Annotated in this window: 19 protein-coding genes and 1 tRNA gene; 10 read left to right on the top strand and 10 right to left on the bottom strand. The window is 68.9% G+C overall.

Features of this window, described 5'->3' with window-relative positions; translation table 11 throughout:
* Positions 1–32: 32 nt before the first annotated feature.
* Both VG561_RS18755 and VG561_RS18750 read left to right on the top strand, forming a co-directional pair.
* Positions 33–293 carry a YcgL domain-containing protein gene (locus tag VG561_RS18755; protein WP_049404015.1) on the top strand — a complete coding sequence of 87 codons (261 nt, stop codon included), beginning with the start codon at positions 33–35 and terminating at the stop codon, positions 291–293.
* Entirely contained in the window at positions 286–3,624 is a 3,339-nt protein-coding gene (locus tag VG561_RS18750) for an ankyrin repeat domain-containing protein (RefSeq protein ID WP_423179878.1), read from the top strand. The genes VG561_RS18755 and VG561_RS18750 overlap by 8 nt, the downstream gene beginning before the upstream one ends.
* A 189-nt stretch (positions 3,625–3,813) precedes the next feature.
* Here VG561_RS18750 and VG561_RS18745 read toward each other — a convergent pair whose 3' ends face one another.
* Positions 3,814–5,592 carry a monovalent cation:proton antiporter-2 (CPA2) family protein gene (locus tag VG561_RS18745; protein ID WP_014648831.1) on the bottom strand — a complete coding sequence of 593 codons (1,779 nt, stop codon included), beginning with the start codon at positions 5,590–5,592 and terminating at the stop codon, positions 3,814–3,816.
* A 346-nt stretch (positions 5,593–5,938) separates the two neighbouring features.
* On the opposite strand from VG561_RS18745, the gene mgtE reads away from it, so the two are divergent.
* Together mgtE and VG561_RS18735 are read left to right on the top strand one after the other, a co-directional pair.
* On the top strand, positions 5,939–7,309 hold the full coding sequence (gene mgtE, locus VG561_RS18740) for a magnesium transporter (protein WP_014648829.1): 1,371 nt from the start codon (positions 5,939–5,941) through the stop codon (positions 7,307–7,309).
* Positions 7,310–7,459: 150 nt separating this feature from the next.
* Positions 7,460–10,180 carry a bifunctional acetate--CoA ligase family protein/GNAT family N-acetyltransferase gene (locus VG561_RS18735; protein WP_049442060.1) on the top strand — a complete coding sequence of 907 codons (2,721 nt, stop codon included), beginning with the start codon at positions 7,460–7,462 and terminating at the stop codon, positions 10,178–10,180.
* Positions 10,181–10,253: 73 nt separating this feature from the next.
* Here VG561_RS18735 and VG561_RS18730 read toward each other — a convergent pair whose 3' ends face one another.
* The gene (locus VG561_RS18730) at positions 10,254–10,634 is read right to left on the bottom strand and encodes a YbjQ family protein (RefSeq protein WP_049442059.1); all 381 of its coding nucleotides are present in this window, start codon (positions 10,632–10,634) and stop codon (positions 10,254–10,256) included.
* 139 nt (positions 10,635–10,773) lie between these two features.
* On the opposite strand from VG561_RS18730, the gene VG561_RS18725 reads away from it, so the two are divergent.
* On the top strand, positions 10,774–11,481 hold the full coding sequence (locus VG561_RS18725; RefSeq protein ID WP_032960593.1) for an alpha/beta fold hydrolase: 708 nt from the start codon (positions 10,774–10,776) through the stop codon (positions 11,479–11,481).
* Between the two features lie 162 nt (positions 11,482–11,643).
* On the opposite strand, the gene dkgB is transcribed toward VG561_RS18725, so the two are convergent.
* Together dkgB and VG561_RS18715 are read right to left on the bottom strand one after the other, a co-directional pair.
* Positions 11,644–12,453 carry a 2,5-didehydrogluconate reductase DkgB gene (dkgB, locus tag VG561_RS18720; protein ID WP_014648825.1) on the bottom strand — a complete coding sequence of 270 codons (810 nt, stop codon included), beginning with the start codon at positions 12,451–12,453 and terminating at the stop codon, positions 11,644–11,646.
* Positions 12,454–12,698: 245 nt separating this feature from the next.
* The gene (locus VG561_RS18715) at positions 12,699–14,819 is read right to left on the bottom strand and encodes a methyl-accepting chemotaxis protein (protein ID WP_423179877.1); all 2,121 of its coding nucleotides are present in this window, start codon (positions 14,817–14,819) and stop codon (positions 12,699–12,701) included.
* 183 nt (positions 14,820–15,002) lie between these two features.
* Here VG561_RS18715 and VG561_RS18710 point away from each other — a divergent pair, with 183 nt between their 5' ends.
* Together VG561_RS18710 and VG561_RS18705 are read left to right on the top strand one after the other, a co-directional pair.
* Positions 15,003–15,458 carry an Rrf2 family transcriptional regulator gene (locus VG561_RS18710; protein WP_423179876.1) on the top strand — a complete coding sequence of 152 codons (456 nt, stop codon included), beginning with the start codon at positions 15,003–15,005 and terminating at the stop codon, positions 15,456–15,458.
* Complete coding sequence (locus VG561_RS18705; RefSeq protein WP_423179875.1) at positions 15,448–16,353, top strand: NAD(P)/FAD-dependent oxidoreductase; 906 nt, start codon at positions 15,448–15,450, stop codon at positions 16,351–16,353. Before VG561_RS18710 ends, VG561_RS18705 begins: the two co-directional genes overlap by 11 nt.
* 95 nt (positions 16,354–16,448) lie before the next feature.
* On the opposite strand, the gene VG561_RS18700 is transcribed toward VG561_RS18705, so the two are convergent.
* The 4 genes from VG561_RS18700 to VG561_RS18685 form a co-directional block, all read right to left on the bottom strand.
* A complete protein-coding gene (locus VG561_RS18700) occupies positions 16,449–17,669 on the bottom strand; it encodes an RtcB family protein (protein WP_014648821.1) in 1,221 nt (406 codons plus the stop codon).
* Between the two features lie 56 nt (positions 17,670–17,725).
* Positions 17,726–18,850 (bottom strand): slipin family protein, encoded by a 1,125-nt coding sequence (locus VG561_RS18695; protein WP_423179874.1) that lies wholly within the window; start codon positions 18,848–18,850, stop codon positions 17,726–17,728.
* Positions 18,851–19,206: 356 nt separating this feature from the next.
* Positions 19,207–19,279, bottom strand: a tRNA-Gln gene (locus VG561_RS18690).
* Positions 19,280–19,928: 649 nt separating this feature from the next.
* Positions 19,929–20,885 (bottom strand): aldo/keto reductase, encoded by a 957-nt coding sequence (locus VG561_RS18685; protein WP_053495507.1) that lies wholly within the window; start codon positions 20,883–20,885, stop codon positions 19,929–19,931.
* Between the two features lie 169 nt (positions 20,886–21,054).
* On the opposite strand from VG561_RS18685, the gene VG561_RS18680 reads away from it, so the two are divergent.
* Together VG561_RS18680 and VG561_RS18675 are read left to right on the top strand one after the other, a co-directional pair.
* A complete protein-coding gene (locus tag VG561_RS18680) occupies positions 21,055–21,912 on the top strand; it encodes a class I SAM-dependent methyltransferase (protein ID WP_046433148.1) in 858 nt (285 codons plus the stop codon).
* Between the two features lie 171 nt (positions 21,913–22,083).
* The gene (locus tag VG561_RS18675; protein WP_014648817.1) at positions 22,084–22,623 is read left to right on the top strand and encodes a pseudouridine synthase; all 540 of its coding nucleotides are present in this window, start codon (positions 22,084–22,086) and stop codon (positions 22,621–22,623) included.
* 93 nt (positions 22,624–22,716) lie between these two features.
* Here the strand turns inward: VG561_RS18675 and VG561_RS18670 are convergent, their stop codons facing one another.
* On the bottom strand, positions 22,717–23,091 hold the full coding sequence (locus tag VG561_RS18670) for a hypothetical protein (RefSeq protein ID WP_014648816.1): 375 nt from the start codon (positions 23,089–23,091) through the stop codon (positions 22,717–22,719).
* 200 nt (positions 23,092–23,291) lie between these two features.
* Positions 23,292–25,796 (bottom strand): ATP-dependent helicase HrpB, encoded by a 2,505-nt coding sequence (gene hrpB / locus VG561_RS18665; RefSeq protein ID WP_046433145.1) that lies wholly within the window; start codon positions 25,794–25,796, stop codon positions 23,292–23,294.
* Between the two features lie 67 nt (positions 25,797–25,863).
* Between hrpB and VG561_RS18660 the strand changes: the two genes are divergently transcribed.
* The gene (locus VG561_RS18660; RefSeq protein ID WP_046433165.1) at positions 25,864–26,661 is read left to right on the top strand and encodes a TatD family hydrolase; all 798 of its coding nucleotides are present in this window, start codon (positions 25,864–25,866) and stop codon (positions 26,659–26,661) included.
* Positions 26,662–26,705 lie beyond the last annotated feature (44 nt).

Raw genomic sequence — 26,705 nt, 5'->3', positions numbered from 1 at the left:
CATGGCTCTTCCCGGGTTATCGTCCCGCGGACATGCACGCCTACGTCTATAAAAGCCAACTCAAGCCGGACACCTACGTCTACGTTCCCCGACGCGATGATTTCAGCGCGCTGCCCGCGCCGCTGCTCACCTCGCTGGGGACGCTCACCTTCGTGCTGGAGGTGGCCCTGGATGTCCAGCGCCGCCTGGCCCAGGCCGATCCTGAAAAGGTCCGCAGCGAAATGAGCGAACGCGGGTTCTACCTGCAGGTACCGCCGTCGGTGGCCAGCCTGATGCCGCGACACTATGACTGACACCTCCCGTCCGCGTGCCCTGTCGATCGCCTTCGCCGTGGGTGCCATGCTGGCGTTGGGCGCTGCGGTGGGCGGTGTGCCGGGTGCCATCCTTGCCGCACTGGCGCAGCCGGCGTTCGCGCTGGGCGTGTCGTGGTGGCGTCGCAGCCGTGCGCTGCTGCCGCTGAAGGTGGTCGCACGCCAGGACCTGCCCGCACTGCTGGCGCTGTGGGCTGCCGCGCCATTGCTGCTGGCGCTGCTGCTGGCCTGGCCGCTGGCGGCCCTGCGTGACAGCGGCAGCCTGGCGGCGGTGCTGGGCCTGAGCGTGCTGGTCAGTGCCGGCCTGCTGGCGGCCTGGCGCACCTGGCCGCTGTGGAACGATGTCGAACGCCTGGATGGCAGCCTGGCCCAGCACTGGCAGGCGCTGGCCGGCCGCGACCTGACCGCCTGGCGTGGTCTTGGCGTGGCGGCGCTGGTGATCGCCTTGGCCGCACTGGTGGTGCTGCCGGCCTGGCCGGGCCTGTTGCCGGACGGCGCACGCTGGCCCGCCGCACTGGCGGTCGTGCTGCTGTCGCCGGCGCTGCACCTGCTGCTGCAGCGGGTCGCGCCCGCGCCGCTGGTGTCGCTGCGCCCCAGCCCGTTCGCCGCTGCCAGCAGCGAACAGGAACCGATGTTCCCCGCTGCGGCCGAAACCGCGCCGCTGGAGGCGATGGCGCCGCAGGAACTGACACCGGCCCTGTATGAGGCCGCGCGCCAGGGCCGCGTCGACCGCGGCCTGCAGCTGCTGCAGGCCGGTGCTGATCCGTATGCGCTGCCGGACCCGAACTGGCGTGACCAGCGCAGCCTGGCGGTGCTGGCGGCGGTGCTGCCGGACCTGCGCCTGCTGCGCGAGCTGATTGCCCGCGGCGTTGATGTGAACGCGCCGCACCGGGGCATGACCCCGCTGCTGGCCGCCACCCGCGACAGCTGGCATGGCCGCCCCGAAGCGGTGATGACCCTGCTCGCCAACGGCGCCGATTCACGTGCCACCGACAGCGATGGCAACACCCCGCTGCACCATGCCGCACGCAGTTCCGACCCGGGCGTTGCCGCGCTGCTGCGCGATGCCGCTGCCGAAGTCGATGCGCTGAACCGCGAGGGCTGGTCGCCGCTGGCGGTGGCCTGCCAGGTCGGCAACTGGCGCCTGGCCCGCTTCCTGCTCGAGCGCGGTGCACGCAGCGAACCGGCCGACGGCACCCCGGTGCTGCTGGCCGCCGCCGCCACCGAGGACGACGATCCGGCCGGCGTGCAGCTGCTGCTCAAGCACAAGGCACGCGCCGACGCGCGTGATCGCCAGCGCCGCAGCGCGCTGCACGAGGCAGCGCTGGCCGGCCACGTGGAGATCATCGGCGTGCTGCTGGGCGCCGGCGCCAACCTGGAAGCGCGCGATGCACTGGGCCGCACGCCGTGGCTGGAAGCCGCCCGTGCCGGCCGTGCCGCCGTGGTCGAGCACCTGCTGCCGCACAAGCCGGACCTGGTCGCGGTGGACGGCGAAGGCCGCAATGCGGTGCAGCTGGCAGTGATGGCCGAGGATGTCTCGCCGCTGCTGATCAAGCGCCTGGTGGAACTGGGCATCGCCGCCGACGCCACCGACCCGGTTGGCCGCCGCGCGGTGGACTATGCGGCCGAAGCGGGCCGCTGGGCGATCGTGGCCCTGCTGGACCCGACCTATCCGCTGCCGGCAGCCGTCAGTGATGGCCTGGCCGAGCGCGGTGAAGCGGCCAGCGCCAGCGGCCTGTTGCCGGACCGTCCGCCGCTGACCCTGCTGCGCGAAGCGCTGGGCTTCGGCAACACCGATGGCATGGCCGCGCTGGCCAGACTGTGCCAGCCGGAAGAACTGGGCGGCCTGCTGCTCGATCCGGAGCTGGCCCTGGAGCCGCGCGCGGTCGATTGGCTGCTGGCCCACGGTGCCGATCCCTATGTGCGCGACGCCTGCGCCGATACGCCGATGTTCGCGCTGCTGTCGCGCGGCATCGACGCGGTGCCGGCGCTGCAGGTCATGCTGCAGCGCGGCCTGTCGCCGGCTGGGCGCGGTGGGCTGGCACGCTTCCTGGCCGCCTGCGCACAGCACGACCAGGCCGCCCGCGGCCTGGAACAACTGGCGCTGGAACTGCTGGAGCGTGGCGCCGATCCGTTCGCCGCTTCGCCGGCCGGTGACCCACCGCTGTCGCTGGCGGTACGCCTGGGCTGGCTGCGCCTGCAGCAGGCCCTGCTCAAGGCCGGTGTCGATCGCGAGGCGCGCGACAGCCATGGCATGACCGCACTGCACCTGGCCACCGCCCTGGCCCGCGAAGGCGCGCTGAAGCTGCTGGTGCAGCACGGTGCCTCGCCGGAAGCACGTGCCGCCGACGGTCAGACGCCACTGGGCGTGGCGCTGTCGATCGGTCGCCGTGACCTGGCCGACTGGCTGGACTGGCGGGTGTGGCCGCTGCCACGCCGTACCCTGCGCGAGGCCGATCTGCCGGCCGCTGCGATGGCCGGTGATGTGGACGCCGTGCGCCGCCTGATCGATCTGGGATTTGCCGTCGACGCGGTCGACGCACAGGGCTGCACCGCGCTGCTGCGTGCGGCCGGTGGTGGCCACCTGGCCGTGACCGACCTGCTGCTGGCGCGCGGTGCCGATCCGCAGCACGCCGCTGCAAGCGGTGCGACGCCGCTGTCGGCGGCGGTCAGCATGCGCCAGGTCGACATCGTTTCGGCCCTGCTCGATGCCGGCGCCAAGCTGGAACATCGCCTGCCGGGCGGGGTGACCGTGCTGATGCTGGCCTCGGCGCTGGGCCTGCCGGACATCGTCGCGCGCCTGCTCACTGCCGGTGCCGACGTGCATGCCGGTGACGCGCAGCAGCTGGGCCCGCTGCACTGCGCCGCGCTGTACGGTTTCAGTGCCCGCGACCGCTCGCGCCTGCTGGCCCTGCTCGACACCCTGCTGTTGGCGGGCGCCGAGCCGGACCAGGCCGCCGCCGGTTCGGTCACGCCGCTGCTGCTGCTGCTGGGCGCACGCGCCGAGCCGGGAACCGCCTGCGACGAGCAGGTGGTGATGGCGGCGGTAGAGCGCCTGCTGGATGAGGACGTCAGCCTGGACGTGCGCGATCCGCGCGGCTTCGGCCCGCTGCATCTGGCCGCCCTGCATGGACTGCCGCTGCTGGTGCAGCGCCTGTTGCGCGCCGGTGCCGATCCGGAAGTGCGCGACAGCCTCAACCGCAGCCCGCGCGAGATCGCGGTGATGCGCGGCTTCATCGACGTCGCTGGCGAGTTCGAACCGCGCGTGCCGGGCGTTTCGTCGATGGCGCGGTTCCTGCGCGACAACGGTTGAGCACCGGGATCGGAATCCGCAGTGGGTAGTGCCGGCCGCTGGCCGGCAACCTGCTGAGACCTCCGGGATACCGAGGCTGCCGGCCAGCGGCCGGCACTACCGGGTCCGCCATCGATCGGGTCGGTGCCAACCCTGCCCCCGGTGGGTGCCGATCGTGCCCCGGTGGGTGCCGACCGTTGGTCGGCACGCCTACTTGCCGTCGCTTTCCGCGTCGGCCTCGAACAGATGCATCAGGTCGTTGCGTGCGTCGCGCGAGGTCTGGATCACCGCTGCCTCGTCGTCGTACACCAGATACTGGTCGCGCAGCAGCTGCTCATCGTGCTCGCGGAAGCGCTGCACATGGCGTTCGGCCACGTCCGGTGCCACGCCCAGCGCGGTCAGCACGCGCCCGCTCATCTCAAGGCTGGTGCCGAACACTTCGCGGAACGGCTCGGCCGACATGTCCATCAGGCGCCAGGCATGCTGGCGGTTGCGTGCACGCGCCAGCACCGTCGCGTCCGGGTACAGCCGGCGCACCATGCGTACCGCGCGCAGGTTGGTCTCCGGGTCATCCACGGTGATCACGAACACATCGATGTGCTCGCCCCCCGCCGCACGCAGCATCTCCGGCCGGGTCGGATCGCCGTAGTACAGCTGGTTGCCGAAGCGGCGCAGGTCGGCAACGGTGTCCGGGTTCGCCTCCAGCGCCACGAACGGCACCTTCTGCGCGGTCAGCAGGCGCGCGATCACCTGGCCGAAGCGTCCCATGCCGGCGATCAGCACCTTGGGCCGGTTGTCCGGCGCCACCTTGTCGGCCTCGGCCGCCGCGCGTGGTGCGGCTTTTTCCTGGCCGAGCAGCTTGAGCAGCGCGATCATCAGCAGCGGCGTGATCGCCATCGACAGGCCGACGATCGCCACCAGCCGGTCGTGGTTGGCGTTGCCCAGCAGGTGCGCGCGCTGTGCCTCGTTGAATACCACGAAGGCAAACTCGCCGCCCAGCCACAGCACGCTGCCCAGCAGCAGCGATTGCCGCGAGCTGAGCCGGGCGACACGTCCAACCGCGTAGAGCAGGCTGAACTTGACCACCAGCAGGATGCCGACACCCGCGGCGATCAGCCACGGCTCGGCGGCGATGCGGTCCAGGTCGATGCCCATGCCCACTGCGATGAAGAACAGGCCCAGCAGCAGCCCCTTGAACGGTTCGATCTGCGCTTCCAGCTCATGCCGGAACTCCGAATCGGACAGCAGCACGCCGGCCAGGAACGCGCCGAGGCTGGGGCTGAGGCCGGCTTCCTGCATGAACCAGGCGGTGCCCAGCACCACCAGCAGGGCGGTGGCAGTGAATACTTCCGGGCTGCGGGTGCGCGCAATGATGCTGAACACCTTGCGCAGCACCGGTCGTCCGCACAGGATCACCACCGCCAGCGCACCCAGCGCCACGGCCGCATCTTCCCAGCGCAGGGTCTCGTTCTTCACTCCGCCCAGCAGCGGGATGGCCGCCAGCAGCGGGATCGCGATCAGGTCCTGGAACAGCAGGATGGCGAACCCGAGCCGGCCATGGTCGCTGTTGATCGCCTTGTGCTCGGACAGCAGCTGCAGGCCGACCGCGGTGGATGACAGCGCCAGCGCCACGCCGACCACCAGCGCGCTCTTCCACTGGAAGTGATCGAGCAGCAGCAGGCCGCCCAGCACCAGCCCGGACAACGCCACCTGCGCCGCGCCGGCGCCGAACACCGAGCGCCGCATCACCTTCAGGCGTGCCGGTGACAGCTCCAGGCCGATCACGAACAGCAGCATCACTACACCGATCTCGGCGGCACCGAGGATGCGGTCGGCGTCCTGCACGAAGCCCAGCCCGTCCGGGCCCAGCACCACGCCGGCCGCCAGGTAGCCCAGTACCGCGCCGAAGCCGAACTTCTTGAACACCGGCACGGCGATGACCGCCGCCAGCAGCAGCACCAGGGCCAGTTCCAGACCACCGCTATGCATGGGAATACCTGGTCATCGGGGGAGCCCGCTGTGCGTCCGTTCGGATGGGGGAGGGCGTGGCGAGCGCCACCACGACATTATGCGCGCCGGCCTGTGTATGCACGAGAACAACCGACCGGATGGGCGCCCAGCGCGGGGCGGCCAGGTTGACCTGCATGGCCCACGGGTCCAGACTGCCCGCCGCTGGCGGCGCGTCCGTTGGCATACGCATCCCGGAGTCCCCAACCCATGTCCAGCGACAGTAGAAGTCGACCTCGTTCGACGCCAGCGATGGCCACGGCCTGACACCGGGACGGTTTGCCTGCGTTGGCGTTGCGCGAGGTCGCATCCCCACAAGGCAAAACCGATGAACCAGAAGCAATTGCTGCGCCCGGTGGCCGATGCCGCCGCACTGGCCGCACCGCTGGCGAACTACAACACCGCCGACGCGGTGGAATTCCTCAACACGCTGGACCTGACCCGCGCCGCGGAAACGCTGGCTGCGCTGCCGTTGCCGCGTGCAGTGAAGATGCTCGAAGCGCCGGAGCTGCACCGCAGCGGTGAGCTGGTGGCCGCGCTGCCACCCGCGCGGGCTGCGGCGCTGCTTGGCCTGATGGCCGACGACCGCGCCACCGACATCGTCCACGAGCTGGATGAGGAAGAGCGCGCGCGGTTGATCCCGCTGCTGGGCACCGACGCCCGCCAGGTCATCCAGAAGCTGCTCAGCTACCCGCCGAACACCGCCGGCGCACTGATGACCACCGAGTACGTGGCGGTGCCCGCCAGCTGGACCGTGGCGCAGACCCTGCAGCACATCCGCCAGGTCGAGCGCACCCGCGAGACGGTGTACGCGATCTACGTGCTGGAGCCGGCCAGCCAGCAGCTGCAGCAGGTGGTGACCATGCGCCGGCTGATCACCGGCCTGCCCGAGGAATCGATCCTGGACGTGGCCCAGGTCAATCCGCCGGTAACGGTCGATGCGCTGATGGACCAGGAAGAGGTGGCACGGCTGATCCGCCGCCACGACCTGCTGGCGATTCCGGTGGTCGACGCGCAGCAGCAGATGCTCGGCATCGTCACCGTGGACGACGTGCTCGATGCGCTGATCGAGGAATCCACCGAGGACGCGCACAAGTTCGGCGGCATGGAAGCGCTGGACAAGCCGTACATGCAGATCGGCTTCTTCGAGATGCTGCGCAAGCGCGCCGGCTGGCTGAGCGTGCTGTTCCTGGGCGAGATGCTGACGGCCAGCGCGATGCAGCACTACGAGGACGAACTGGCGCGCGCGGTGGTGCTGACCCTGTTCATCCCATTGATCATGAGTTCGGGTGGCAATTCCGGCTCGCAGGCCACCTCGCTGCTGATCCGCAGCCTGGCACTGCGCGAACTGCGCCTGCGCGACTGGTGGAAGGTGGCCCTGCGCGAAGTGCCGACCGGCATGGTGCTGGGCGCCATCCTCGGCTGCCTGGCCATCGTGCGCATCGTGATCTGGCAGCTGGGCGGCCTGCACGACTACGGCGAGCACTGGATCCTGCTGGCGATCACCATCGGCGCCGCGCTGGTGGGCATCGTCACCTTCGGTTCGCTGTCCGGCTCGATGCTGCCCTTCATCCTGAAGCGGCTCGGCTTCGACCCGGCCAGCGCCTCGGCCCCGTTCGTGGCCACCCTGGTGGATGTGACCGGCCTGGTGATCTACTTCAGCATCGCCGCGATGATCCTGCACGGCACGCTGCTGTAACAAAACGTGCACGCCGGGGTCGGATCCCTTCGCGCAGCGAAGGGCTCTGACCCCGGATATCCGCAGCAGGGGGTCGGAGCCCTTTCCTGCGAAAAGGGGTCCGACCCCGCCTCCGACCCCATCGCCACGGAATTTGGGTACCGTAGGCGCATGAGTACCTACCACCTGCAGTCCGTGTTCCGTCCGCAGTCGGTCGCGGTGATCGGCGGCAGCCCGCGCGAGCGTTCGGCCGGGCGCGCGGTGATGCGCAACCTGCGTGGCACCGGCTTCCCCGGCAAGGTGGCGTGGATCAATCCGCGGCATGCCGAGATCGATGGCATCCGCACGGTCAAGCGGCTGAAGGACCTGGACTGGGTGCCCGACCTGGTGGTGATCACCGCACCAGCGGCGATCGTGCCGCAGGTGGTGCGCACTGCCGCCGAACGTGGCGTGCAGGCGGCGATCATCCTCACCGCGCACCTGGGCGAAGGCCCCGGTTCGTTGTCTGCACAGGTAGAGGCGGTGGCGCGCAAGCATGGCCTGCGCATCCTCGGGCCGCATTGCCTGGGCGTGATCGCGCCGCACGCGCGGCTCAATGCCAGCATCGCCGCACATTTTCCGCAGGCCGGCGACCTCGCGCTGATCTCCGAATCCTCGGCCATTGCCGCCGCGCTGGTGGAATGGGGCGTGGCGCGCTCGGTCGGGTTCTCCGCCGTGGTCTCGCTGGGCGATACGATGGACGTCGACTTCGGCGACCTGCTCGACTACTTCGCCACCGACTACCGTACCCGCGCCATCCTGCTCTACGTCGAGCAGATCAAGGACGCGCGCAAGTTCATGTCGGCCGCGCGTGCCGCCGCCCGCGCCAAGCCGGTGGTGGTGGTGAAGTCCGGCCGCGCCGAGCGCGTGCAGCCGGGCAGCCGCGATACCCATGTGCAGGCCCTGGCCCGCGCCGATGATGTGTACGGTGCGGCCTTCAACCGCGCCGGCCTGCTGCGCGTCGGTGCGCTGGACGAGCTGTTCACCGCCGCCGAATCACTGGGGCGGCTGGGCACCTTCCCTGGCCGCCGCCTGGCCATTCTCAGCAATGGTGGCGGCGTCGGCCGCCTTGCCGTGGACCAGCTGATCGCGCTGCGTGGCACGCTGGCCACCCTGTCCGACAGCACGGTGCAGAAGCTCGATGCGGTATTGCCACAGGGCTGGTCGCGCAGCAATCCGGTCGACATCGTGGTCGACGCCGATGGTGACCGCTATGCCGCGGCCATCGAAGCGCTGCTGGCCGACAACGAGAATGACGCGGTGATGGTGGTCAACGTGCCGACCGCATTCACCTCATCGGCGGACGCCGCGCAGGCACTCACCCGCACGCTCGGCCTGCGCCCGCGCCACCACCGCGACAAGCCGGTGTTCGCGGTGTGGCTGGGCAACGACGACCAGGCCACCGCCACGCTCAACGCGGCGCGGGTGCCGACCTATCCGACCGAGGCCGAAGCCGTACGTGGCTTCCAGCATCTGGTGCGCTACCGCGAAGCGCAGAACGCGTTGATGGAAACGCCGCCCAGCCTGCCGCAGGACTTCAGCGTCGACACGGCCGCCGCGCGCGCACTGGTCGATGCCGCGCTGGCCAACGGCCAGCAGTGGCTGGACCCGCTGGCTACGCATGAACTGCTCAAGGCCTACGGCATTCCCTCCGCGCCGGTGATGCATGCGCGTGATGCGCACGAGGCGATGGACCTGGCGCAGCCCCTGCTGGAACGCGGTGCCACGGTCGCGCTGAAGATTCTCTCGCCGGATATTCCGCACAAGTCGGAAGTGGATGGTGTGCGCCTGAACCTGTCCACGCTGCCGGCGGTGCAGAGCGCGGCCAACGCGATCCTGTCGCGCGCACGCCAGCTGCGGCCGGATGCGCGTGTCGATGGCCTGCTGGTGCAGCCGACCATCGTGCGTCCGAAGGCGCGCGAGTTGATTGTCGGCATCGCCGATGACGCGACGTTCGGCCCGGTGATCGTGGTCGGTCGCGGCGGCACTGCCGTCGAAGTGATCAACGACAAGGCACTGGCGCTGCCGCCGCTGGACCTGCGCCTGGCCCACGAGCTGATTGGCCAGACCCGCGCCTCGCGCATCCTCAAGGCCTACGGTGACGTGCCGGCGGCTGACGAGCGCGCACTGGCGCTGGCGCTGGTGAAGCTTGCACAACTGGCCGCCGACATTCCCGAAGTGCGTACGCTGGACATCAACCCGTTGCTGGTCGACGGCAAGGGCATCCTCGCCCTCGACGCCCGCGTGGCGGTGGCGCCGTCGCGCATCCTGCACAAGGGCCGCGGCCATCCACGTTTCTCGGTGTTCCCGTACCCGAAGGAGTGGGAGCGCACCATCGAACTGTCCGATGGCGGCCGCGCCTTCGTGCGCCCGGTGCGGCCGGAGGACGACGCGCTGTTCCGTGCGTTCTTCGCCCGCGTCAGCGACGAGGACCTGCGCCTGCGCTTCTTCCAGTCGGTGAAGCACTTCAGCCACGAGTTCATCGCGCGCCTGACCCAGCTCGACTACGCGCGCTCGATTGCGCTGGTGGCGATCGAACCGCGCAGCGGCGAGATGCTGGGCGCGGTGCGCCTGCATGCCGATGCGGATTACCACCGCGGCGAGTACGGCATCCTGATCCGCTCGGACCTGAAGGGCCATGGCATCGGCTGGCGGCTGATGGCGATCATGATCGAGTACGCCAAGTGGCTGGGCCTGGACGTGGTCGAAGGCCAGGTGCTGCGCGAGAACAGCACCATGCTGGCGATGTGCCAGAGCCTGGGCTTCAAGACGAAGCTGGACCCGGACGACCCGACGGTGATGATGGTGACCCTGCCGGTGCAGCAGGTCGAGGTGCCCGACGTGCCATTGTAGAGCCGAGCCCACGCTCGGCTGCCTTGCATCACACGGGCACGCCTGAGCCGGGTATGGGCTCGGCTCTACAGCTTCAACGCATCGGTTCCACCACCACCGCCGTGCCATAGCACAGCACTTCGGTCAGCCCGGTCATCACATCGGTGGCGTCGTAGCGCATGCCGATGATCGCGTTGGCACCCAGCTGCCGCGCATGCTTGACCATGTCGCGGTAGGTTTCCTCGCGGGCCTGTTCGCACAGTTCGGTATAGATGGTGATGTTGCCACCGAAGATCGTCTGGATACCGCCGAGGAAGTTGCCGACGATCGAGCGCGAGCGCACGGTGATGCCGCGCACCACACCGAGGTTGCGCACGACGCGGTGCCCAGGCAGCTCGAAGGCGGTGGTGACCAGCGCATCATCGAAGCGGAGCGCGGGTGGGGTGGGGGTGCCGCTGTTGTAGGGGTCTGCCATGGTCGCGTCCGTATCGCCGCCTTCTGTAGAGTCGAGCCATGCTCGACGGGCTGTGCAGTAGTCGAGCATGGCGCGACTCTACAACGCAACCGCCTGTTGCGGCATGGTTCCGTCACCGTGCTGGCGCGACAATACCCCCATGACCGACCGTATTCCCCTGCTGCTGCTGCCCGGCCTGCTCAACGATGCCGAGCTGTGGCGCGCGCAGCTGGCCGACCTGGCCGACATCGCCGACTGCACAGTAGGCGACCAGACCCGTGGCGAGACCCTGCAGGCGGTGGCCGAGGACGTGCTCGCACAGGCACCGGAGCGCTTTGCGCTGGCCGGTTTCTCATTGGGCGGCTTCGTCGCCCAGCAGATCCTGCGCATTGCGCCGGAGCGCGTGCTGCAGCTGGCGCTGATCGATACCTCGATCCACGCCGATTCACCGGAACGTGCCGAGCAGCGCCGCAGCCAACGCGCCAGCGTGCGCCTGCCGGGGAAGTTCCACGGCTTCGGCGATGTGCTGATGCGCAGCTACATCGATGCGTCGCGGCTGGATGACTACGTGCTGGTGCAGCGCGTGCGCGACATGACCGCCCGCCTGGGCGCGGACGTGTTCCTGCGCCAGAGCGCGCTGGAACGCCGCGATGGCCATGATGTGCTGGCCGGTTACCGCGATCCGCTGCTGATCGTGTGCGGCGCGAACGATCGCATCACGCCGCTGGCGGTGAGCGAGGAAATGCACGCGATGGTGCCGCACTCGCAGCTGGTGGTGGTGCCTGACTGCGGGCACCTGGCACCGATGGAGAAGCCGGACGAGGTCAGTGCGGCGATGCGTGGGTGGTTGCTGCAGGGCAGGGGATGATCCCCGCCCTCTCGTAGGTGCCGACCTTGGTCGGCACGGTGTTCCAACGATCGATCAGGGCTCAGTGCCGACCAAGGTCGGCACCTACCTGTAGAGCCGAGCCATGCTCGGCTCCGGGGAGGCAGCAGCCGAGCGTGCGCTCGGCTCTACAGCACCACTGCCTCAATCCCAGGCCGGGGCGATGCCTTCCGGGTTGGCCAGGCGATGGCCGCGGTCGAGCTTGGCGATCTGTGCCATGTCTTCGTCGGTCAGGCGGATCGCTGCCGCTTCCAGGTTGCTCGCCAGGTTCTCGCGCTTGGTCGAGGACGGAATGACCGAGAAACCCTGCTGCAGCGCCCAGGCCAGCGCGACCTGCGCCGGCGTGGCCTGGTGGCGTCCGGCAATGGCCTGGATCACCGGGTCCTTGATCACCTCGCCGTAGGCCAGGCTCATGTAGGCGGTGATGTGGATGCCGTTGTCCTGCAGGAACTTCACCAGCAGGCGATTCTGCAGGTAGGGGTGGATTTCGATCTGGTTGGTGGCAATGGCACCGGCGCCGAGGATGCCGATCGCCTTGCGGGTCTGCGCGATGGTGAAGTTGGAGATGCCGATCTCGCGGGTCAGGCCCTGCGCCTTGGCTTCAGCCAGTGCGGCCAGGTACTCCTCCATCGGCACGTCGACCTTGTCGTTCGGCGATGGCCAGTGGATCAGCGCCAGGTCGACGTACTCGGTTCGCAGCTTTTCCAGGCTGGTGCGCAGGCTGGCCAGCAGCGCATCGCGCTTGAACGCGGTGATCCAGACCTTGGTGGTCAGGTAGATGTCGTCGCGCGGCACGCCGGAATCGGCGATGGCCTGGCCGACCTCGGCTTCGTTGCCGTAGATCTGCGCGGTATCGATGGCGCGGTAGCCGACCGCCAGCGCGTTGCGCACGGAGTCGATCACGGTCTGGTCTTTCAGGCGGAAGGTACCGAGACCGAAGGCGGGGACAGTCATGGGGGCTCCAGCAGAGGGGGAGGGAGGCGGGAATGTCCACGAAAGGGTAGGCCAGCGGCCGTGTGCATGCCGGCAACGGTGCATTGCATCGACGTGTACGACGGCAGGTGGTGGTGGGTGCGGACCGTTGGTCCGCACTGTTCATGCCGCCACCCATGCAGCGTTGGACGCTGCCGGCCAGCGGCCGGCACTCCCCCTGTCTGCGCTCGACGGTAGTGCCGGCCGCTTGCCGGCAACCGGATCAATCAAGCCGCGCGTGCCAGCCCGCCCTTCGCCGCCGCCGTGGTCGACAGGTCGAACACATCCACCGCATCGATCAGGCGGTTGGCCTGCTGCTCCAGGCTGCGCGCGGCGGCGCTGGCTTCTTCCACCAGCGCGGCGTTCTGCTGGGTCGTGCCGTCCATCTGGATCACGGTCTGGCTGACCTGTTCGATGCCCGCGCTCTGCTCCTGCGAGGCCGCGGAGATCTCGGCCATGATGTCGGTCACGCGCTGCACCGATGCAACGATCTCGGCCATGGTGTCGCCTGCCTCGCGCACGCGCTGTGCGCCATGGCCAACCTGTTCCACCGAGGCTTCGATCAGTGACTTGATCTCCTTCGCGGCTGCCGCCGAGCGCTGCGCCAGCGTACGCACTTCGCTGGCGACCACCGCGAAGCCGCGGCCCTGTTCGCCGGCGCGTGCCGCTTCCACCGCAGCATTCAGCGCCAGGATGTTGGTCTGGAACGCGATGCCATCGATGACGCTGATGATCTCGGCGATCTGCCGCGACGAGGTCTCGATCGCGCCCATCGTCGCCACCACCTGGCCGACCACGCTGCCACCGTGCGAGGCGACCGTATGTGCGCCGATCGCCAGCTGGTTGGCCTGGCGCGCATGTTCGGCGTTCTGGCGCACGGTGGAGGTCAGCTCCTCCATCGATGCCGCCGTCTCCTCCAGGTTGGCCGCCTGCTGCTCGGTGCGGCGCGACAGGTCATTGTTGCCGGCGGCGATCTCCGCGGCGGCGGCGTGGATGTTGCCGGAGGCGTGCTTGATGTCGGTGACGATGGTGGCCAGCTGCGTGGCGGTGGTATTGGCATCGCCGGCGATACGGGCGAACACCCCCTGGAAATCACCGTGCATGCGCGCGCCGAGACGGCCATCGGCGATGGCGCGCAGCATCGTCGAGACTTCGCCGAGGTTCAGTTCGGTGGTCTGCATCAGGCGGTTCAGGCCATCGACCATCGCGCGGAAGTCATGCTCGAAGCGCGCGCTGTCGCCACGCTGGCTGAAGTCTCCCGCGCCGGCAGCTTCGGCCAGGCGGCGGATCTCGCCATTGATCAGGCCGAGGTTGTGCTTGGCCATGTCCAGCGCTTCGGTGATCACGGCCTTCTCGCCGGGCAGGCGTTCCATGTCCTGGCTGAGGTCGCCGACCGCGTAGCGGCCCATGATCGAGATCGCGCGCATCTTCACCCGGATATGCGCATCGACCAGTGCGTTGCAGTCGGCCACCATGGTGCCGAACGCGCCGGGGAAGGCAGCGGCGTCCATGCGATGGCTGATGGTGCCGGCTTCGTGCGCCTGCGCCATCGCGGCCTGTGCATCCAGCACGCTGCGCAGCGTGGATTGCACCGCCTGCATGGCCTGCGCGAGGCGACCGATCTCGTCGCGGCTGCGCACCTGTACTGCGTGCTGCAGGTCACCGGCGGCCACCGCGCGCGCCGCTGCTTCCACTGCCAGCACCGGCTGCACCACCGCACGCCGCAGCCACCAGGCCAGACCGATCAGCAGCAGCACGGCGGCCAGCACGGTCAGCGCCGCGCACACCAGCAGGGTCTGCCGGGCCTGCTGCGAACGGGACTCCACCGCCGCTTCAGCCACCTGCGTGGCGTGCGTGCTCAGCGCATCCAGAGCCATCGCCACCGGGCGATCCTTGCCGCGCACCAGGTTGTCGCCGGCCGCGGGATCGTAGCCGGCCGCGGCAAATGCCTGCAGCGCCGCGTGATAGTCCTGCTGCAGCTGCGCGTGCAGGCCAACGAACGCCTGCGCCAGCTCACGCGTGCGCGGGTCCGGGCTGGTGGCCAGACCCTTGGCCAGCTGCCCGACCAGGCGGCCTTCGCTGTCGAAGCCATCCAGGTGGCGTTGGCGCAGCGCATCGTCGTGCCCGCGCAGCAGCACGTTCTTCCATTCCTGCACCTGGCCACGGAACTCACGCTGCAGGCGTTCGGCATCGCGGCTGTGCGCGACTTCGGGCGGGACCTCGGTGGACAACTTCAACCAGGCGGAGGCCAGGCCTGCCAGCGCGCATAGCAGGACCACGGCCAAGCCAACAGAAACCGCGCCGAGCAGCTTGGACTGCAGGCGCGGAGCACGGACAGACGCATTCATCGGGAAGCACTCTCGGGAAGGGGCAATGCGGTATCGACCCGCTACGCTTCCGCTGAAGTGCGACGAACATCACATTAGCGTTTCGTTTAGTGATGTGAAGGAAGTGTTTCATAGGACAAATGTGTCCATATGGAACAAATGCGGACCCTGGACAGGGGATATAAATGTAACTAATGTAGTTACATGAAATCCGCGAACCCGCTCTCTGACGCCCTGCACGTGATGGCGCATCTGGTCGGCCAGGATGGCCCGCGCACCTCCGGGAAGCTGGCGTCCTGCCTGCCGACCCATCCGGTGGTGATCCGCCGTCTGCTGGCGCAACTGCACAAGGCCGGCCTGGTACGCAGCACCCGCGGTCATGGCGGTGGCAGCCAGCTGGCCCGCGACGCTGCAACGATCACCCTGCATGACATCTACCTGGCCGTGGGCGCACCACCGCTGGTGCAGGTCGGCGCCCGCGACGCCGGCGGCGGCTGCCCGATCCAGCAGCTGGTCAACAGCGCGCTGCTGGAGGGGGCACGCGAGGCACAGCGGTTGCTGGAGGCGCGCCTGCGGGCGACCACGCTGGACCAGCTCGGCGCCGACTTCGCCCGCCATCTCGCCCATCACCGTTCCCTGGAAGGTCCTCATGAATCCTGATGTGCTCATCGTCGGCGGCAGCTACGCCGGCATTGCCGCCGGCCTGATCCTGGCCCGCGCCCGGCGGCCGGTCACCGTCATCGACGCCGGCTCGCCGCGCAACCGCTTCGCCAGCCATTCGCACGGGGTGCCAGGGCTGGATGGCATCAGCGGCGCCGAGCTGCTGAAGACCGCGCGCCAGCAGCTGCTGGATTACCCCAGCGTGCGCTGGGTGCATGCCGAGGCCGTGCAGGCCAACGCCAGCGCAGAGGGCGTGGAAGTACGTACCGCCGATGGCCAGGTGCTGGCCGCGCGCAAGCTGCTGCTGGCCAGCGGTATCGCCGACCAGCTGCCGGAACTGCCCGGGCTGGCCGAGCGCTGGGGCAGCACCGTGCTGCACTGCCCCTACTGCCATGGTTACGAAGTGGGTGGCGGCGCCATCGGCCTGCTTGGCGGCCATCCGATGTCCGCCGGCAAGGCGCCGCTGTTTGCCGACTGGGGCAATGTCACCTTCTTCAGCCAGGGCCTGCCGATCACCGATGAGGAACGGGCTGCCATGCAGCAGCGCGGCGTGCAGATCGAGACCTCGCCGGTGCTGGGCGTACAGGGCGACCAGCCGACCTGGCTGGAGGTGGAGCTGGCCGACGGCCGCCGCATCGCCCAGCGTGCGCTGTTCGTACCGGCCACCCAGGCGATGGCCACGTCATTGGTGCAGCAGCTTGGCTGCACCTTGGTCGAGAGCCCGCTGGGGGTGCTGATCGAGGTCGACATGATGAAGCAGACCTCGGTGCCGAACGTGTATGCCGCAGGCGATGCGACGACGGTCGGCAACATCACCCTGGCCATGGCCGAAGGCGTGCGCGCGGGCATCGGCGTGCATCATGCGCTGGTGGCCGAAGACAGCGTGCCGCGCTGAATGTGCCGGGGTCAGATCCCTTTCGCAGAAAGCGATCTGACCCCCGACGCGACGTGCTGCTCTGGTAGAGGCCGGCCTTGGCCAGCACCGCTCCGTTACCCCTTCACGCACAGCACCTGGCGCAGGGTGTGCACCACCTCGACCAGGTCCAGCTGCGCTGCCATCACATCGTCGATCGACTTGTACGCGGCCGGTGACTCGTCCAGCACGCCGCTGTCCTTGCGGCATTCCACGTGCGCGGTGGCCTCGCGGTGCTGGGCCAGCGTGATCTGCTGGCGCGCCGTGCCACGGCTCATCACCCGGCCGGCACCGTGGCTGCAGCTGTGGAAGCTGTCGGCGTTGCCCTTGCCGCGCACGATGTAGCTGCGCGTGCCCATGCTGCCGGGAATGATGCCCAGCTCGCCTTCGCGCGCACTCACCGCCCCCTTCCGGGTCACCAGCAGTTCCTGGCCGTGGTGCGTCTCCTTCTGCACGTAGTTGTGGTGGCAGTTCACCGCCATCGCTGCCAGCTGGAACTTCGGCAAGCGGTGGCGCATCTCGGCCAGCACGCGCGACATCATCGCCTCGCGGTTCTGCCGGGCGTAGTCCTGCGCCCACGACACGGCTTCGACGTAGTCATCGAACAGCGGCTCGCCTTCCATGAAGAACGCCAGGTCCTTGTCCGGCAGGTGGAAGCCGAGCACGCGCCGGGCCAGTTCCTCGCGCGCCTTCTCGATGAAGTAGGTGCCGATCAGGTTGCCGGTGCCGCGCGATCCGCTGTGCAGCATCACCCACACCGTGTCCGTCTCGTCCAGGCACAGTTCGATGAAGTGGTTGCCACCACCCAGCGTACCCAGCTGGCGGTCGAGCTTGTCGGTGCGGATTCTGCGGTGCCTGTCCTTGATCTTCTCCAGGCCGGCGGCCAGCCCGGACTGCACGAGCCGCGTGTGGATGCTGTCGGGCATGCGGTGATGCTCGCCGCCGCGTCCGTTGCCGACCGGAATGCTGCGCTCGATGCTGTTGCGCAGCTGCCGCAGGTCGTCGGGCAGGTCGTTGGCGCGCAGCGTGGTGCGTACCGCCGCCATGCCGCAGCCGATGTCGACGCCGACCGCGGCCGGGATGATCGCACCGCGGGTCGGGATCACCGAGCCGACGGTCGCGCCCTTGCCCAGGTGCACGTCCGGCATCACGGCCACCCACGGCCCGACGAACGGGATCGCGGCGATGTTGCGCAGCTGCTCATGCGCCTGCGCTTCCAGCGGCACACCGTTGACCCAGCCCTTGATCGGCGTGGTGCCCTCGGCGTGCAGCCATTGATAGTTGTGTTGAGTGTCCATGTCTTCGTGTATGTCCTTGATGGGCCGGCGGCGCGTCCCTGCGCCGCCGCTGCCCCCTACCTGATCGTCACCAGCTGCTTCAGCACGCCATCCAGGCCGCCGAATACGGTGAGCGTGTCGATCTTCTCGGTGACCTTCTCCAGTGCCTCCAGCTCCTTCAAGCGCATCAGCACCGGGTTGTCCTCGATCAGCTTTGCGGTGTTGAGCTGCGAACGCGTGGCGCTGGCCTCCTCGCGTCGACGGATCACGCTGGCCTGGGCCTGCTTCTCGGCCAGCACCACGCCATTGAGGATCTCCTTCATCTCGCCCGGCAGGATCACGTCCTTGATGCCCACGCCGAGCAGCCGCACGCCGTGGCCCTCGATCGCGGCCTGCACATGGGCGGCGATCTCGCCGTCCAGCGCCGCCTTGTCGCCCAGCAGCTCGTCCAGGCTGCGCGCGGCAATCGCCTGGCGCAGGCCGAACTGCAGCTGCCGGTAGACGAACTCATCGGCATTGCTGAGCGTGCGGTGTGCACGCACTGGGTCGATCACCTGCACGGTCGCGGCCAGATTCACCCGCAGGGTCACCTTGTCGCGGCTGAGCAGCTCCTGGCCGGACACGTCCAGCGAACGTGCACGCAGTTCCACGCGCTCCACCGACACGTTGCCGTTGAAGTTCCAGAACGCGTGCAGGCCGGCGTCCAGCGTCTGCCGCAGCGTGCCATCGATGAACAGCAGGCCGACCGACTCGCTTGGCACGGTGCTGATCACCGCCACACGCGGCAGCACCCCCAGCTGGCCCAGGCGTTGCTGCACGTCCGCCGGGATGCGCGGCTCGTCACCCAGCGCCATCACGCGTACCTGGGTGTCGACCGAACCCCGCCAGTACAGGCGGCGGCTGCCCGGCGGCAGCACTTCATCGATGCGGCCGTTGCGCAGCAACAGGCCGACTTCGGTGGCGCTGACATTGGCCATCACGAAGTGCGTGTCCAGCGTCGCGCCCAGTGCCTCGATCAGGCTGTCCTGGTCGCTGCCGGTATAGGCCGCGCCCTTCGATGCGGTGTGGATGTCCACGTGCGGGCGGCCGCCGAACGGCGACAGGCGGTGCACGCCCGGCAGCAGGATCTGCCGGAAACGACGGTTGCGATACACCAGGCCGCGCTCGCCGTCGCCGATCACGACCTTGATGGTCCAGAACATGGGAGTCTCTCCTTGTATGGCTCTGGTGGTTCGACCCGTTGCGGATGAATCGCCATGACCCGGGTCGATCAGGTCGTGGCGCGGCCGCCTGCACACCACGTGCAGGCAGCGGAAGAGGGCGGCCATCGGCGGACGGTCCGCGCGCGGAGCCTTCGGTGCGCCGGCAGTGCTGCCATCGCCGTTCCCGGCAGGCAGCACCGGGGCGGAACGTGGCTGGCAGTGGCGGCGGGCCGGGGCCCGGCGTGCGGTCCGTTGCCTTCCATGCCCCGCCCGAAGGCGATGGCGGTGGACGGCGACGATGGCCGCTGGGGCTTGCGCCCCGGGTGTTGCTTCAAGTCATGACGTGACAGGTCATGTGGTTTGGAGTGGGAGTCGAACCCACGACAGACGGAATCAGGATCCGTTGCTCTACCCTGCTGAGCTATCCAGTTGGGGACCGCGCGGAATCGAACCGCGTACCGGCGAACCGGCGCCTGCCTCCAGCAGGCGATCCAGGCGATGGCATGTCCGCGACCTCCGGCATACGCCACGGCAACGCCGCGCGCACCAGCCCGTGATGGAAACGGGACCGTTGGAGAATCGAGGGTGCAGGCCACCGACATTATCGACGAGCGATAATGTTTTGATGCGATGCAGATAATGTCCGGGCGCAGCCGATCGCGCGAAGTAAATCCTTCGGCGGGGCGGGAGAAACCTGGGTCAGTGAGCGGCGGGTTGCCGCGCGGGGTGCAGTTCTGGCATCGCGGGTCCTTGTGCCGACGCAAACGAAAACGCCCCCGGGACTTGCGTTCCGAGGGCGTCGTCAGGCCTCGGAGATCGGGGTGGCCGATCTCCGCAGGGCGGGTATCAGGCCGTTGTCAGCTGGTCTTCCTTGCCGAACGCGCGCGCCAGCCCGTCCATGCGCAGGCATGGCAGCAGTTTGGCGATGGCGACGGAATGCGCGTTCAAGGGAAGTTTCCAGTGGTTGTTGAAACGAGGTGCGCACGATAAACCACGATTTAGTCGCGTGCAACCATTTTGTTCAATTGTTTTCTTCTGCACGTGGGCAATGCCGGCCGGCGGCCGGCACTACCGGGCCTCACGCTTCGGCGCTGGCGGCGTCCAGCTGCGCGACATCCTGCACGCTCAGCGACACGTTGGCCGCTGCCAGCAGATCGTGCAGCTGTTCGACGCTGGTGGCGCTGACGATCGGCGCGGTGATCGACGGCCGCGCGATCTGCCATGCCAGTGCGATCTGTGCGGCGCTGGCATTGTGCTTGCTGGCCACGTCATCCAGCGCCTGCAGGATGCGCAGGCCGCGCGGGTTCAGATAGCGCTTCACCACCGTTTCGCCACGTGCCGGGCTCTTGGCCGCATCGGCCGGTGTGCGGTACTTGCCGCTGAGGAAGCCACTGGCCAGGGCGTAGTAGCCGATCACGCCGATCTGTTCGCGCTGCACCAGCGGTTCCAGCTCCTTCTCGTAGCCGGCACGGTCGTACAGGTTGTACTCCGGCTGCAGGGTTTCGTAACGCGGCAGCTTGTAGTCGGTGGACACCTTCAGCGCATCGGCCAGGCGCGTGGCGCTGTAGTTGGAGGCACCGATGGCGCGCACCTTGCCGGCTTCGATCAGGCGGCCGAACGCGGCCAGGGTCGCTTCCAGTGGCGTCGACTCATCATCCTCGTGGGCCTGGTACAGATCGATCACGTCGGTCTGCAGGCGGCGCAGCGAATCCTCGACCGCCGCATTGATGTTGTCCGGGGTCAGGCCGGGGCGTTCGGCCCATTTGGCCACCTTGGTCGCCAGCACCACCTTGTCGCGCTTTCCGCTGCGCGCGAACCATTTGCCGATCAGCGTTTCCGATTCGCCGCCGGTGTTGCCCGGCACCCAGGCCGAATACACATCGGCGGTGTCGACCAGGTTGAAGCCGGCGTCGACGAAGGCATCGAGCAGGGCGAAGCTGGCCTTCTCATCGGCGCTCCAGCCGAACACGTTGCCACCGAAGGCGAGCGGACGTACATGCAGGCCGGAACGGCCCAGTTCGCGGGTTGCCGTCATGGGCACGGACTCCTTGGGGGAAGTGCTCCAGAATAGAACGCGTAGTGTGACCGTGCTGCGGCGGCGACCACAAAACAGTGTTCCGCGATACGCACGCGGCTAACATTTTGTGAACACCTGGGGCGCCGCGGCTGCTAGTCTCGCCGCATCTTCCGCTGGAGTCGCTCCGATGATGCCTGCTTCGTCCCTGCGTGGTTGCCGCCTGCTGCTTGCTTCGGCCCTGCTTGCCGCTGTTCCCGCGTTTGCCGCACCGGCCACGGTCGCGCCGGCGAAGATCCAGGTGTCGCCGGCCATCGACGCGGCGGTGAAGGCGCCCACCCGCGATGCCAACAACGTCAAGCGCGACGGTTTCCGCCACCCGGCGCAGACGCTGTCGTTCTTCAAGGTGACGCCGGAAAAGACCGTCATCGAGATCACCCCCGGCAACGGCTGGTACTCGGAGATCCTGGCGCCGCTGCTGCACGACAAGGGCCACTACGTTGCTGCGGTGGTCGATCCGATGGCGGTGCCCGAAGGCCGCGGCCGTGACTACCAGCAGCGCAGCCGCGACAGCCTGGAAAGGAAGTACGCCGCTGCACCGGCACAGTTCGGCAAGACTGCCGTGGTGGCCTACGATCCGGCCAAGCCGGTGTTCGGCCCGGCCGGTTCAGCCGATGTGGTGCTGACCTTCCGCAACGTGCACAACTGGCGCAAGGCCGGCCAGGCGCAGGGCATGTTCCAGGGCTTCTTCAACGTGCTCAAGCCGGGCGGCGTGCTGGGCGTGGTCGAGCACCGCGCCAAGGCCGACGTGGCTGACGACGATGACACCGGCTATGTCGGCCAGCAGCAGGTGATCGCGATGGCCGAGGCCGCCGGCTTCAAGCTGGACGCGCGCAGTGAGGTCAACGCCAACCCGCGCGACACCAAGGACCACCCGAACGGCGTGTGGACGCTGCCGCCGACCAACCAGCACGACAAGGCCGATGATGCGAAGTACCAGGCGATCGGCGAAAGCGACCGCATGACCCTGCGCTTCATCAAGCCGTAAGAGGGGTGCCGGGCTGGCGCATGCTGACTCTGTAGAGCCGAGCCCATGCTCGGCTGCTGTTGCGTTCCGCCGTGCTGTGCGCGATGAGCCGAGCATGGGCTCGGCTCTACAGCCGAGTGGCGCGTGGCGCGGCATGGGACAATGCGCCACCCGCTGACTGCCGTGCCCGCAATGCTGATCGCCTTCAACAAGCCCTTCAACGTGCTCTGCCAGTTCACCGACCGCAGCGTACCGCCGCGTCCGACGCTGGCCGGGTTCGGCCTGCCGCCGCGCGTGTATGCCGCCGGTCGCCTGGACCATGACAGCGAAGGCCTGCTGCTGCTGACGGATAACGGCACGCTGGCGCACACGTTGACCGACCCGAAGCACAAGGCCGACAAGACCTACTGGGTGCAGGTGGAAGGCACGCCCAGCGATGAGCAGCTGCAACGGTTGCGCGATGGGGTGGAGCTGAATGACGGGCCGACCTTGCCGGCGAAGATCGAGCGCCTCGATCCGGCGCCGTCGCTGTGGACACGCGATCCGCCGGTGCGCTTCCGCAAGACCGTGCCCGATGCCTGGCTGGCGATCACGATCCGCGAGGGCCGCAACCGCCAGGTGCGGCGGATGACCGCGGCAGTGAACCTGCCAACGCTGCGGCTGGTGCGGGTGGCGATGGGGCCCTACCGGCTGGACGACCTGCAGCCGGGGCAGTGGCGGCAGATCGGTTGAAACAGAAAGGGCCGGATACCTCGCGGCATCCGGCCCTCTCGTAGCTGGTAGGGTCAGAGCCCTTCCTGCGGAAGGGGTCTGACCCGGGCAGCTTCACGCGTCGCTGCCGATATCGCTGTGCTCGTCCACCACGGTGTCGTTGCGGCGGTCGCGTGCGTGGATGCGCTGCGCCTGCCCATTCACCACGTGGCCATTGGCAGCCTTCTTCTTCTGCTGCTTGCGGTACAGCGCATAGCCGAGCAGGCCGACGCCGACGGCAGCCGCGGCAATGGTCACGGCCGGGTTGCGGCGGGCGAACTTGGTGGCGACCTTGCCGCCGGTCTTCACTGCGCCGAGGGCGGCGCCGGTCTTGATCCAGTCCGCGTTGCGCAGGCTGCCACCGGCGCTCTTCAGGCCATCGCCGGCGGTGTGGGCCAGCTCCAGGGCGCGCTCCAGAGCGCGGTCGGTGATTACGGTCAGCTTGCTCATGCGGGGATCCTTTGCCTCGGGTCGAAGTCCAGTGTCGCGTGTTGCCCGTAAACGGTATGTCAGTCGGGGACGCACGTGGTGTGACTTTACCGCAGCCATTCAGGATCAGGCAGGCTCCGCACCCGGTAGTGCCGGCCGCTGGCCGGCAATGCTCTCCGCCTGGTGCCAGGGGGCTGCCGGCCAGCGGCCGGCACTACCAATCAGGTTCCGCGCGGCTTGGCCCGGTGCGTGGCCGTCGCCGTCCACGGATCATCCGGCCATGGGTGGCGCGGGTAACGGCCCTTCATCTCCTTTTTCACTTCGGCGTAGGTGCTTTCCCAGAAGTTGCGCAGATCCTGGGTGACCTGCAGCGGGCGGCCGCCGGGGGAGAGCAGGTGCAGGGTCAGCGGCACGCGGCCATCGGCGATGCGCGGCGTGTCGGCCAGGCCGAACAGTTCCTGCAGCTTCACCGCCAGCACCGGCGGCAGCGGATCGCCGCTCTCGCTGTCCAGCGCATAGGTGATCGGCCGCTCCAGTCCGGACGGCACGGTGATGCGGGTCGGCGCATGACGCTCGACCAACTGCCGTTGTGACCACTCCAGTGGCGATTTCAGCGCCTCGCCGAAGCTGGATTCATCCAGCGCATCCAGTCGCGTCCTGCCGGCGAACGCGGGCTGCAGCCATTGTGCGCGCGTGGCCAGCAGGGCATCGTCGCTGCAGTCGGGCAGGCCGAGCTCGGGCATCCAGCGCCGCAGCGATTCCACCCGTGCCTGCCACTGGCGCAGGCCCTCGGTCCACGGCAGCGCCTGCAGGCCGAGCTCGGCCACCGCATCGGTCAGCGCCTGCGCGGCGTGCTGCGGATCGACCCGGCCGGCCGAGCGGCTGTCCAGCACGATCCGGTCGAAACGGGTCTCGCGCAGCGCCACCAGGGCGCGTCGCTCGCTGTCCCAGCGCACCACGTCTTCGGTGACGAAGCGCTCCGGCCATGCCTTGCGCAGCTGGCCTTCATCCACCGGTGCGGCACGCAGCAGCAGCGCATCGCGCGCCTCGAAGCGCAGTTCGCTGGCCACCAGCCACGGCTCACCGCGCAGGTCACTCAGTTCGTGCAGGCGCGCGCTGCGGCCATTGGCCAGCAGGTAGCGCAGCGGATCGCCGGGATGCTGGAAACCGATCCGGTCGGGAAAGGCGTGTGCAAGCAGATCGCCCAGTTCGTGCGCCTCGATGCTGGCCGGCGGCGTAGCCTCGCAGCGCAGGCGGCGACGCCACTGCTTGGCGGCGGCATCAATGGCGGCCAGCCCGCTGCGGTTGGCATCGCCCGGCGCGCGGCCAGTGCGGAACGCGGCCAGTGCGCGCCAGCGGGCCGCCAGCGCGTCACCGCCCTGGCGCAGCGGGTCGCGCGCTTCCAGCAGGGCGGCCAGATCGGCGGCCAGCGCCTGCGCGCGGGCATCGGGCGCTGCCAGCAGCATCGCCGCCATCCGCGGGTGCGTACCCAGCGCCAGTACACGGCGCCCGAGTGCGGTGATCGCGCCCGAGTCCGACAGTGCACCCAGGCGTTGCAGCAGCTCGCGCGCCGCACCCATCGGGCCGGCCGGTGGCGGGTCGAGGAAGCGCAGGTCGCTGCTGCCCCACGCGGCCAGTTCCAGCGCCAGTCCGGCCAGTTCCACCTGGTCGATCTCCGCGCGGCGCTGCGGCTCCAGCCGCTGCGACTGCGGCCACAGCCGCCAGGCCACGCCCTCGGCCACCCGACCGGCACGGCCCGCGCGCTGGTCGGCCGACGCCTGCGCGATGGCCACCACGTCCAGCCGGGTGAAGCCGCTGTTGGGGTCGTAGCGCGGCTCGCGCGCCTGGCCGCTGTCGATCACCACGCGCACGCCGGGCAGGGTCACCGACGACTCGGCCACGTTGGTCGCCAGCACCACGCGACGGCGGCCATCGCTGGCGGCCTGCAACACGCGCGCCTGTTGTTCCACCGGCAGTTCACCATGCAGCGCCAGCACCTCGACGTTGCCATCGAGTGACTCCTGCAGGCCGGCCTGGACGCGCGCGATCTCGCGCTGGCCGGGCAGGAACACCAGCAGGTCACCGGGGTGCTCGGCCAGCGCCTGCTGCACCGCGCGGCGCACCTGCAGTTCCAGGGCTTCATCGCGGCGCGCCGGGAAGTGGCTGATCGCCACCGGATAACTGCGGCCCTCGCTGCTCAGCCGCGGCGCATCGAGGAAGCGTGCCAGCCGCTCGCCGTCCAGCGTGGCCGACATCACCACCAGGCGCAGGTCGTCGCGCAGCTGCGCCTGCACGTCCAGCGCCAGCGCCAGGCCCAGATCCCCACTGAGATGGCGCTCGTGGAATTCATCGAACAGGATCGCGCCGACGGTTTCCAGCATCGGGTCGTCCTGCAGCATCCGGGTCAGGATGCCCTCGGTGACCACCTCGATGCGGGTGCGCGCGGATACCTTGTTCTCGAAGCGGATGCGGTAGCCGACCGTGCCGCCGACCTCCTCACCCAGCTGCCGTGCCATGAACAGCGCCGCGCTGCGCGCGGCGACCCGGCGTGGTTCCAGCAGAATGATCTTGCGGCCCTGCAGCCACGGCGCGTCGAGCAGCGCCAGCGGCACCTGGGTGGTCTTGCCGGCACCGGGCGGGGCCTCCAGCACCAGCCGTGGTTGCACGGCCAGCTGCTGCTGGATCTGCGGCAGCAGCGGGGAAATCGGGAAGAGCGGGGCGTTCATATGCAAAGGATAAGGGGCCACGGCAGGCGCAGGTACAATGCGCGGGCACTTTTCCCCCGCGATGACCATGCACCTGATCGATATCGGCGCCAACCTGACCCACGACTCCTTCGACCGCGACCGCGATGCCGTGCTGGACCGCGCGCGCCAGGCCGGCGTGGTGCAGATGGTCATCACCGGTGCCAGCCGCGAGCACTCGCCACTGGCCCTGCAGTTGGCCCAGCAGCACCCCGGCTTCCTGTACGCCACCGCCGGCGTGCACCCGCACCACGCGGTGGAATACACCGAGGAATGCGATGCCGAAATGCGCGCGCTGCATGCCCACCCGGAAGTAGTGGCGGTGGGGGAGTGCGGGCTGGACTACTTCCGCGATTTCTCGCCGCGCCCGGCCCAGCACCGCGCGTTCGAGCGCCAGCTGCAGCTGGCCGCGGACAATGGCAAGCCCCTGTTCCTGCACCAGCGCGATGCGCATGCCGATTTCATGGCACAGATGAAGAACTTCGAAGGCCGCATCGGCCCGGCGGTGGTGCATTGCTTCACCGGTGAGCGTGACGAGCTGTTCGACTACCTGGACCAGGACTGGTACATCGGCATCACCGGCTGGCTGTGCGACGAGCGCCGTGGCGCGCACCTGCGCGAACTGGTGAAGAACATCCCGGCCAACCGCCTGATGATCGAGACCGACGCACCGTACCTGCTGCCGCGCACGCTGAAGCCGATGCCGAAGGACCGCCGCAACGAACCGATGTTTCTCTCGCACATCGTGGAAGAACTGGCGCGTGACCGTGGCGAGGACGTGGCAGTTACCGCCGCGAATGCAACGGCCGCGACGCGTACGTTCTTCCGCCTGCCCGGCGCAGGTTGATGGTAGTGCCGGCCGCTGGCCGGCAACACGGTTGATTGCCGGCC

This window comes from Stenotrophomonas sp. CASM110, from assembly GCF_049384345.1.
Classification (GTDB): domain Bacteria; phylum Pseudomonadota; class Gammaproteobacteria; order Xanthomonadales; family Xanthomonadaceae; genus Stenotrophomonas; species Stenotrophomonas muris.
The sequence above is the reverse complement of the archived record's forward strand: the minus strand, read 5'-3'. Positions and strand labels throughout refer to the sequence as shown.

What these genes read in the sequence shown, in the direction of transcription:
- VG561_RS18695 (WP_423179874.1), bottom strand. Translation starts at nt 18,850, where the DNA reads ATGTTCTGGACCATCAAGGTCGTGATCGGCGACGGCGAGCGCGGCCTG.
- VG561_RS18745 (WP_014648831.1), bottom strand. Translation starts at nt 5,592, where the DNA reads ATGCATAGCGGTGGTCTGGAACTGGCCCTGGTGCTGCTGCTGGCGGCG.
- VG561_RS18710 (WP_423179876.1), top strand. Translation starts at nt 15,003, where the DNA reads ATGAAATCCGCGAACCCGCTCTCTGACGCCCTGCACGTGATGGCGCAT.
- VG561_RS18705 (WP_423179875.1), top strand. Translation starts at nt 15,448, where the DNA reads ATGAATCCTGATGTGCTCATCGTCGGCGGCAGCTACGCCGGCATTGCC.
- mgtE (WP_014648829.1), top strand. Translation starts at nt 5,939, where the DNA reads ATGAACCAGAAGCAATTGCTGCGCCCGGTGGCCGATGCCGCCGCACTG.
- VG561_RS18670 (WP_014648816.1), bottom strand. Translation starts at nt 23,091, where the DNA reads ATGAGCAAGCTGACCGTAATCACCGACCGCGCTCTGGAGCGCGCCCTG.
- VG561_RS18700 (WP_014648821.1), bottom strand. Translation starts at nt 17,669, where the DNA reads ATGGACACTCAACACAACTATCAATGGCTGCACGCCGAGGGCACCACG.
- VG561_RS18675 (WP_014648817.1), top strand. Translation starts at nt 22,084, where the DNA reads ATGCTGATCGCCTTCAACAAGCCCTTCAACGTGCTCTGCCAGTTCACC.
- VG561_RS18680 (WP_046433148.1), top strand. Translation starts at nt 21,055, where the DNA reads ATGATGCCTGCTTCGTCCCTGCGTGGTTGCCGCCTGCTGCTTGCTTCG.
- VG561_RS18750 (WP_423179878.1), top strand. Translation starts at nt 286, where the DNA reads ATGACTGACACCTCCCGTCCGCGTGCCCTGTCGATCGCCTTCGCCGTG.
- VG561_RS18715 (WP_423179877.1), bottom strand. Translation starts at nt 14,819, where the DNA reads ATGAATGCGTCTGTCCGTGCTCCGCGCCTGCAGTCCAAGCTGCTCGGC.
- hrpB (WP_046433145.1), bottom strand. Translation starts at nt 25,796, where the DNA reads ATGAACGCCCCGCTCTTCCCGATTTCCCCGCTGCTGCCGCAGATCCAG.
- VG561_RS18660 (WP_046433165.1), top strand. Translation starts at nt 25,864, where the DNA reads ATGCACCTGATCGATATCGGCGCCAACCTGACCCACGACTCCTTCGAC.
- VG561_RS18730 (WP_049442059.1), bottom strand. Translation starts at nt 10,634, where the DNA reads ATGGCAGACCCCTACAACAGCGGCACCCCCACCCCACCCGCGCTCCGC.
- dkgB (WP_014648825.1), bottom strand. Translation starts at nt 12,453, where the DNA reads ATGACTGTCCCCGCCTTCGGTCTCGGTACCTTCCGCCTGAAAGACCAG.
- VG561_RS18755 (WP_049404015.1), top strand. Translation starts at nt 33, where the DNA reads ATGCACGCCTACGTCTATAAAAGCCAACTCAAGCCGGACACCTACGTC.
- VG561_RS18735 (WP_049442060.1), top strand. Translation starts at nt 7,460, where the DNA reads ATGAGTACCTACCACCTGCAGTCCGTGTTCCGTCCGCAGTCGGTCGCG.
- VG561_RS18725 (WP_032960593.1), top strand. Translation starts at nt 10,774, where the DNA reads ATGACCGACCGTATTCCCCTGCTGCTGCTGCCCGGCCTGCTCAACGAT.
- VG561_RS18685 (WP_053495507.1), bottom strand. Translation starts at nt 20,885, where the DNA reads ATGACGGCAACCCGCGAACTGGGCCGTTCCGGCCTGCATGTACGTCCG.